Origin of the sequence: Mycoplasma todarodis (assembly GCF_004335995.1) — a bacterium.
Classification (GTDB): Bacteria; Bacillota_I; Bacilli_A; order Mycoplasmatales; family Metamycoplasmataceae; genus Mycoplasma_K; species Mycoplasma_K todarodis.
The window spans coordinates 1-7,705 of record NZ_PSZP01000039.1 but is presented as its reverse complement, the minus strand read 5'-3'; the positions used below and the strand labels follow the sequence as shown (position 1 = coordinate 7,705).

Sequence of the window (7,705 nt, the reverse complement as noted above, 5' to 3'; positions counted from 1 at the left end):
TAGTAAGTTGTAACCTCTAGCAGTTTTGTATTCATCTTCTGTTAGTTCCACTTTACGAGCAGGAATTTCAGCAAGGAATGCTTCTTCAAGTTTCTTAGCGACTGTTAGTTCGTGCATTAGAACTTTATCTTTAGTAGCAAGAGCTCTTTTTTCAACTCTTCTAAGTACGTTTTGAACTGTATCCATATCAGCAAATAGAAGTTCTAAATTAATAACTTCCATGTCTCTAACTGGATCGACTGAACCTGATACGTGTGTGATGTTTTCATCTTCGAAACATCTAACTACTTGAACAATGGCATCTGTTTCTCTAATGTTAGCTAAGAACTTGTTTCCAAGACCTTCACCCTTTGATGCTCCTTCAACCAGACCTGCAATATCTGTAAATTCAAATGTTGCTGGTAAGATTCTTTCTGGTTTTACAAATTCAGCTAGCGCTTCTAGTCTTGAATCTGGAACATTAACCACACCTACGTTTGGTTCGATTGTTGCAAATGGGTAGTTTGCTGCCTCTACTTGTGAATTTGTGATTGCGTTAAATAATGTTGACTTTCCTACGTTAGGTAATCCAACTATTCCTGCTGTTAATGCCATATTGACTCCTTTTATCTATTTATAAATATCTTTTGTTTTAACTATTTTACTATATCCGAATGATGAATTGTTTTTTAACTCACCAGTTTTTTCTTTTTGTTTATTAACAATACCTATAGCGAAAGAAACACCGACTGCTATTCCAGCTGTAATCATGATGGTAATTAATGAAAAAATAACTCTTCTTATTCTCTTTTTATTTTGATTAATTTTAACATCTTCTTCAACAGAAATTTTCCGTACTGATTCTTGTTTCTCTTTCATACACCCATTATAGCAAATCGAATGTAATTTTTTTCTATTATAGAGAATAATAACAAACCAAAAAGAGTACAATCTTATTTGTAACTCATTTTAGAGTTTTTTTAAACGTAGGAGGCAAAATGTATAGAGTATTTTCTGGTGGACATATAGAGGTGATAACAGGACCAATGTTTTCAGGTAAATCTGAAGAGCTAATCAAAAGAATTAAAACGTTAGGATTCGCCAAAATTAAAACACTTGCTATTAAACCAATGATGGATGATAGATGAGAAAAAGGTAAGATAATTTCACGTGCTGGAGCATCAATAGATACCATTCAAATTGAAGCTGCAAAAGAGATACTTAGTCAATGAGATCCTTCTTATAAAGCTGTTGCTATTGATGAAGCTCAATTCTTTGGTGCAGATCTTGTTGAGATTGCCACAGAGTTAGCTAATCGTGGAGTTAGAGTTATCATTTCATGTCTTGATACTGATTTTGCTGGAAAACCTTTCTCAAGTGCTCCTCAATTATTAGCGATTGCTGAATTCGTAACTAAATTACAAGCTGTATGTTTTAAATGCGGTAACGCTGCATCAAAAACACACCGTAAAACCGACTCACAAGAAAGAGTTGTGGTTGGTGATTCAGAATATGAAGCGATGTGTAGAAGCTGTCACACAAAAGCTTTAAATAGTAAATAAAAAAAGACCTATTAATCAGGTCTTTTTTTATGTGAATTATTAAAATGGCGAAAAAAAATGGGGCGGATGACGGGAATTGAACCCGCGAATGTCGGTACCACAAACCGATGTGTTAACCACTTCACCACATCCGCCATATTTATGTTGCAAGTTTTTTTGCTTAATTATTATACATAAATTTTTAACACATTTTTAAAAATACTAAAAAACTTTAGTTAAGTTTATTTAAGATATCCTCAAAAAGCATATCGGCTTTTTCTGTTTTTTCATTTTCACATCACATTAATGTATGAATCCTTACTAATCTAACCATTTTTTTCAATTCAAACACCGTGTACCCAGAAAACTCAGATACTTCATGTATGTCAATGTTAGAGAATGCAATAAGGTAAGCATAATCCAATATTAATCATCCACTCATTGCTCATTCTAAGTCAATAAGGAATGCTTGTTCATCGTTAACCAAAATATTCCCAGGGTTAATATCCCCGTGAATAAATCCTCTTGGAAATTGATCCAAAATTTTACATAATTGATCAAACTCTTTTAATAATTCTTTTGATATATTTGTTGTTTCTCTATATTCATAGATCCCAAATTCATCTATTGATTCTTTAGGTAATTTAATATCGTGAAATTTCTTGATTTCTTGAAGAACTTTCTTTGCATCATCTTTGTTATTTAAATCAGGGTGTCTACCTTCAATTCATTCTTTTATTAGTGTTCCATCTTCACCAATAAATTTAATCATTGAAGCGTTGTATTGCTTGTAAGCATAAACACTCTTTTTACTAACCATTCTTTCATCAGGAAATTTAACTTGGAACTTAGTTCCATCGATTAATTCAACCAAGTAATTCCTATTGGAACTACTTCCGCCTTTCAACTTATCAACAACTTTTATTTGTTCTTGATTAATGTTAGTTTTATCAACAAATAATTCAACAACATTATCTTTCAACTTCGTATCCTTTTTGAACAAATACATTGCTAATTGCTATTCTAATTCTTGTAACACATGGATAAGCAAATACTGCACTAAATCCAAATGCTGATCAAACTATTATTGAGTTAGCAGCAGCCGAATAAGCGACCGGTCCATATCCTCATTGTGCATATGATCCTCACATAACAATTCCAGCTATAAAGTGTGAAAAGAATGTGATTACGAATGCTAATGTAATGAATAAGAATACTCATAATTTATTTTCAAAATTCAATACTAATCCAGGAATAATTGCTAAAGATAGAATAGGAATTGCGTAGTCTAATAAATATTCTAAGAATACGAATTTTGCACCTTTAACATAAGTGATTCCATGTATAAAGAATGTTGGTGCTAATCAAGCAATAATAAATATGTAGATTGACATTGTTATCCCTGATATTTTTCAACCGAACACTAATGAAATTATTGGTAGCAATATATAAATTAATTGAAACTTAATCCCTGGTAATAATTCAGGTATTAAAGAGTTTATTGATTTTGCAGCAATAAACATCGAAAGTATCAAAGCACAAATTACTATTTCCCTTATAGAAAACTTGAATCAAAATGTTTTCTTTTCCTTATTTTCAATATTAATATCTTCTATGTTTTCATTTGATTTTTTCATATAAAAAGCCTGCTTTCTGAGCAGACGAAAGTAAAGTTAGCTCCCGACGCGAGTATTAACTCAACCGGTAATAAGAGTACTTCTCAACCCCATTTAAGGAGTGCCCCTGCTCTTCTTTAATTATAACTTAAATATTTATTTTGAAATAAAAAAAGCAACCCATTATGATGAGTTACTTTTGGTTGTTATTTATTTTCTCTTGAATTTTAAGAATACTCCAAGTGATAATATTGTTAACAGTACACCACCTATAACTGATAGAGCAATTATGGCTGGTTTCTTTTTAGTTTTTGAATCTGCATTATTTGAAGTTTCATTTGATTTATTAGAAGCAATTGATTTTTTAGATTTATTCGCATTATTAATTGCTTTGTCTGCAGCTTGTGCTGTTTTATCAGCATTTGCTTGAGCTTGTTTTGAATCTTGTTCAGCTTTTGCAGCAACATTTTGCTCTTGGTCAGCAATTTGTTTAGCGTCATCCGCTGCTTTTTTAGCAGCAATGGCATCAGCTTTTAATTTAGCGAATTCAGAAGGTTTAGCATTTACAACAGCTAATGCAGCATCAGCAGCTTTTTTAGCTAATTCAGCAGCTTTCTTAGAAGCATCAGCAGCTTTCTTAGAAGCAGCTAGAGCAGCGTCTGCTTTTGCTTTTGCATCCGCAGCGGCTTTTGCAGCTTTATCAGCGGCAGCTTTTGTCTTCTTATCTTTAGGATCAATACTTTTCGCTTTAGCTTTAGCTTTAACAATATCTTTATCTAATTTTGATTTTCTTGCTTCAGCAGCTTTGGTTGCTTTTGCAACTTTTGCAGCTTTTGCATCTGCTGCAGCTTTTGCATCTGCGGCAGCTTTTGCTTTTGCTTTAGAATCTTTCAATATTTGAGCAGCATTCTTTGCAACATCAGCAGCATTTTTGGAAGCGGTTGCTTTTGCATCCGCTTTCGAAGCGTCAGCTTTTGCTTGTGCAGCATCAACAAGCGCCTTGTCTGCAGCTTGGGCCGCTTTATCAGCATCTGCTTTTGCTTTAGCGGCATCAGCGACAGCTTTTGCCTTATCGGCTGGTTTCGCTGTTTTCACAGCTTCAGCAGCAGTTACAGAAGCATCTGCAGCTTTTTTAGCAGCTTGAGCTTTAGTGTCAGCATCTTTTGCAGAAGCAGCCGCTTTATCAGCAGCATCTTTCGCAGCTTTTGCATCCGCAGCAGCTTTATCAAGTGAAGCCTTTAATTTAGGATCGTTATTACTTGCAGCTTTTGCTTGTGCATCTTTTAATGCTTGGTCAGCAGCTTTTGCTTTTGTTTGGGCATCTGTAACAGCTTTTGTTGCTGCTTTAGCATTTGCAGCAGCTGTTGCGGCTTTTGCTTTAGCATCAGCGATAGCTTTATTAATTCTATCTTGTTCTTTCTTAGCGGCTATAGCATCTGCTGCAGCTTTTTTAGAATCATTTGCTTTAACGTCAGCTTTTGCTTTGTCAGCAGCATCTTGAGCAGCTTTATGTATTGCTAAATCAGCATCGTGAGCAGCTTTTGCAGCGGCTTTCTTAGCAGCTTTGAATGCGTCGACAGCTTTTGCTTTATCAGCTGGTTTCGCTGTTTTCACAGCTTCAGCAGTAGTTACAGCAGCGTCTGCAGCTTTTTTAGCGGCTTGAGCTTTATCATCAGCGTCTTTAGCAGAAGCGGCAGCTTTATCAGCGGCAGTTTTTGCAGCTTTGGCATCAGCAACAGCTTTGTCAAGTGCAATTTTTAATTTAGGATCTGGATTATTTTTAGCATTTGCTTGGGCATCTTTTAATGCTTGGTCAGCAGCTTTCGCTTTTGCTTGGGCATCAGTTAATGAACTTGCAGTTGCTTTTGCAGTTGCGGCGGCTTTGGCAGCATCAGCTTTTGCTTGTGCTGTATTACCAGCAGCTTCAGCATCTTTAGCAGACTTATTTGCAGCGGTTGCAGCTTTGGCAGCATCAGCTTTATCTTGTGCTGCTGTTGCAGTTGCTTTTGCAGCATCTTGCATTGCGCTATCTGATTTAGCTTTTGCAGCTTTGGCAGCAGCATCAGCTTTTGCTTTATCGGCTGGTTTCGCTGTTTTCACAGCTTCAGCAGCAGTTACAGAAGCATCTGCAGCTTTTTTAGCAACTTGTGCTTTATCGTCAGCGTCTTTTGCAGAAGCAGCAGCTTTATCAGCGGCAGCTTTTGCAGCTTTTGCATCAGCAACAGCTTTATCAAATGCAGCTTTTAATTTAGGATCTTTATTACTTGTAGCTTTTGTTTGTGCATCTTTCAATGCTTGGTCAGCAGCTTTTGCTTTAGCTTGGGCATCAGTTAATGAACTTGCAGTTGAAGTTGCGTTTGCAGCAGCTTTTTTAGCTTCAGCTTTAGCATCCGCAATAGCTTTATCTATTCTATCTTGTTCTTTCTTAGCAGCGGCGGCATCTGCAGCGGCTTTTTGAGAACTTTTTGCAACTGAATTCTTTTTAGCTAAATCAGCCATTGCTTGGTCAGCGGCAGCTTTAGCTTTTGCAGCTTCTTGCATTGCACTATTTGATTTGATTTTAGCGGCAACAGCAGCAGCAACAGCTTTTGCTTTATCGGCTGGTTTTGCTTTTTTCACGGCTTCAGCAGCAGTTACAGAAGCATCAGCAGCTTTTTTAGCAGCTTGAGCTTTATCATCAGCATCTTTTGCGGCAGCAGCTGCTTTATCAGCGGCATCTTTAGCGGCTTTTGCATCAGCGGCAGCTTTATCAAATGCAGCTTTTAATTTAGGATCTTTATTACTTGCAGCTTTTGCTTGCGCATCTTTTAATGCTTGGTCAGCAGCTTTTGCTTGTGCTTTGGCATCAGTTAATGAACTTGCAGTTGCAGTTGCGTTTGCAGCAGCTGTTTTAGCTTCAGCTTTAGCATCTGCAATAGCTTGATTAGCTTTATCTTGTTCCTTCTTAGCATCAGCTGCTGCTTTTTGAGAAGCGTCAGAAGTTGCTTTAGTTGTTTTAGCTTTAGTTTGAGCAGTTGTTGAATCATCAGCAGCTGTTTTCGCTTCCTTCATTTTTGTTGCGGCATCAGCTTTTGCTTTTGTTGCAGCAGCTTTAGCTTTTGCTTTATCGGCTGGTTTTGCTGTTTTCACAGCTTCAGCAGCAGTTACAGAAGTATCCGCAGCTTTTTTAGCAGCTTGGGCCTTATCATCAGCGGCTTGAGCTTTTGTTTGAGCATCATCAGCTGCAGTTTTAGCAGTTTTAGCATCAGCAAGAGCTTTAGCAAATGTAGCTTTTAATTTAGGATCTGAATTATTTTTAGCATTTGCTTGTGCATCTTTTAATGCTTGGTCAGCAGCTTTCGCTTTTGCTTTGGCATCAGTTAATGAACTTGCAGTTGCAGTTGCGTCTGTTGCAGCTTTTTTAGCAACTTTTTTAGCGTCAGCTATAGCATCAGCAGTATCTTTTGCTTCTTTAGCATCTTTTGCAGCTTTTATAGAAGTGTCTGCAGTTGCTTTCGCATTTGCAGCGGCTGTTTTTGCTTTTCCAGCTTCGGTTGCAGCAGCTTCAGCATCTTTTGCAGCTTGGTCAGCGATAGCTTGAGCGGCTTTTGCAGCAGCAATTGCTTTTGCCTTATCGGCAGCACTTGCTTTTTTGATAGCTTCTGCAGCTGTTACAGCATCTGCAGCAGCTTTTTTAGCAGCTTGAGCTTTTGTATCAGCATCTGTTGCTTTTGCTTTTGCTTCGTCAGCAGCGTCTTTAGCGGCTTTTGCATCTGCAGCAGCTTTATCAAATGCGGTTTTTAATTTAGGGTCTGTAGTGTTCTTCGCTTTTGTTGCAGCATCATTAGCAGCTGTTGCGGCATCTGCAGCTTTAGTTGTTGCATCACCAAGTTCTTTTGTAGCTGTTGTAGCTGTTGTAGCAGCTTTTGTCTTAGATGCATTTGCAGCTTTTAAGGCATCAGCAGCATCTTTTGCTTCTTTAGCAGTTTTTGCATCAGCAGCAGCTTTTATAGAAGCGTCAGCAGTTGCTTTAGCTGTAGCGGCTTTTGAGCAGCAGCTTTTGCAGCTTTTGCAGCAGCAATAGCTTTTGCTATATCTGCTGGAGTTGTTGCATTCTTAACAGCTTCTGCGGCAGCTATAGAATCTTCGGTTGCTTTCTTAGCGGCTTTCGCTTTTGTATCGGCATCTGCAGCTTTTGCTTTTGCCTCGTCAGCAGCTTTTTTAGCAGCTGTTGCATCAGTAGCGGCTTTCTTGAATACTGTTGTTAATTGAGGATCTTTATTTTTTGTTGCAGCAGCATCTGCAGCTTTTGCAGCTGTATCAGCATCTGCAGCTTTAGTTGTCGCATCATCAAGTCCTGTTTTTGCATCTGTGGCAGCTTTTGCAGCATCTGCATCTTTTGTTTTAGCATCAGCAATTGCTTTATCCAGGTTTGCGGCAATCGCATCTTCCATAGCTTTTTTAGAGGCCTTAGCAGTATCTAAAGACTTTCCAATAGCAGTCTTCGCTTTTTCAGCAGCTGTTTTAGCTGCTTTCATTTCCTTAACTGCTTGTTCAACCGCTTCCATAGCAGTTTTCATTGCTTTTTCT

General features: G+C 37.5%; 7 protein-coding genes and 1 tRNA gene. 1 reads left to right on the top strand and 7 read right to left on the bottom strand.

Features of this window, described 5'->3' with window-relative positions; translation table 4 throughout:
- Window positions 1-594: redox-regulated ATPase YchF (ychF, locus tag C4B25_RS03865; RefSeq protein WP_131613737.1), on the bottom strand; the 594-nt coding region annotated here is incomplete at its 3' end.
- A gap of 15 nt (window positions 595-609) precedes the next feature.
- Window positions 610-858 carry a hypothetical protein gene (locus tag C4B25_RS03860; protein ID WP_131613735.1) on the bottom strand — a complete coding sequence of 83 codons (249 nt, stop codon included), beginning with the start codon at window positions 856-858 and terminating at the stop codon, window positions 610-612.
- Between the two features lie 119 nt (window positions 859-977).
- Here C4B25_RS03860 and C4B25_RS03855 point away from each other — a divergent pair, with 119 nt between their 5' ends.
- On the top strand, window positions 978-1,541 hold the full coding sequence (locus C4B25_RS03855) for a thymidine kinase (protein WP_131613733.1): 564 nt from the start codon (window positions 978-980) through the stop codon (window positions 1,539-1,541).
- Window positions 1,542-1,599: 58 nt separating this feature from the next.
- Here C4B25_RS03855 and C4B25_RS03850 read toward each other — a convergent pair.
- The 5 genes from C4B25_RS03850 to C4B25_RS04760 all read right to left on the bottom strand — a co-directional run.
- Window positions 1,600-1,675: transfer RNA gene (locus C4B25_RS03850), tRNA-His, on the bottom strand.
- Window positions 1,676-1,752: 77 nt separating this feature from the next.
- Complete coding sequence (locus tag C4B25_RS03845) at window positions 1,753-2,502, bottom strand: phosphotransferase enzyme family protein (RefSeq protein ID WP_168380700.1); 750 nt, start codon at window positions 2,500-2,502, stop codon at window positions 1,753-1,755.
- Window positions 2,492-3,157, bottom strand: coding sequence for an energy-coupled thiamine transporter ThiT (locus C4B25_RS03840; RefSeq protein WP_131613729.1), 666 nt, complete (start codon window positions 3,155-3,157; stop codon window positions 2,492-2,494). Before C4B25_RS03840 ends, C4B25_RS03845 begins: the two co-directional genes overlap by 11 nt.
- 189 nt (window positions 3,158-3,346) lie before the next feature.
- The gene (locus tag C4B25_RS03835; protein WP_131613727.1) at window positions 3,347-6,187 is read right to left on the bottom strand and encodes a hypothetical protein; all 2,841 of its coding nucleotides are present in this window, start codon (window positions 6,185-6,187) and stop codon (window positions 3,347-3,349) included.
- Between the two features lie 935 nt (window positions 6,188-7,122).
- On the bottom strand, window positions 7,123-7,705 hold a 583-nt coding region (locus C4B25_RS04760; protein WP_210725181.1), incomplete at its 5' end, for a hypothetical protein.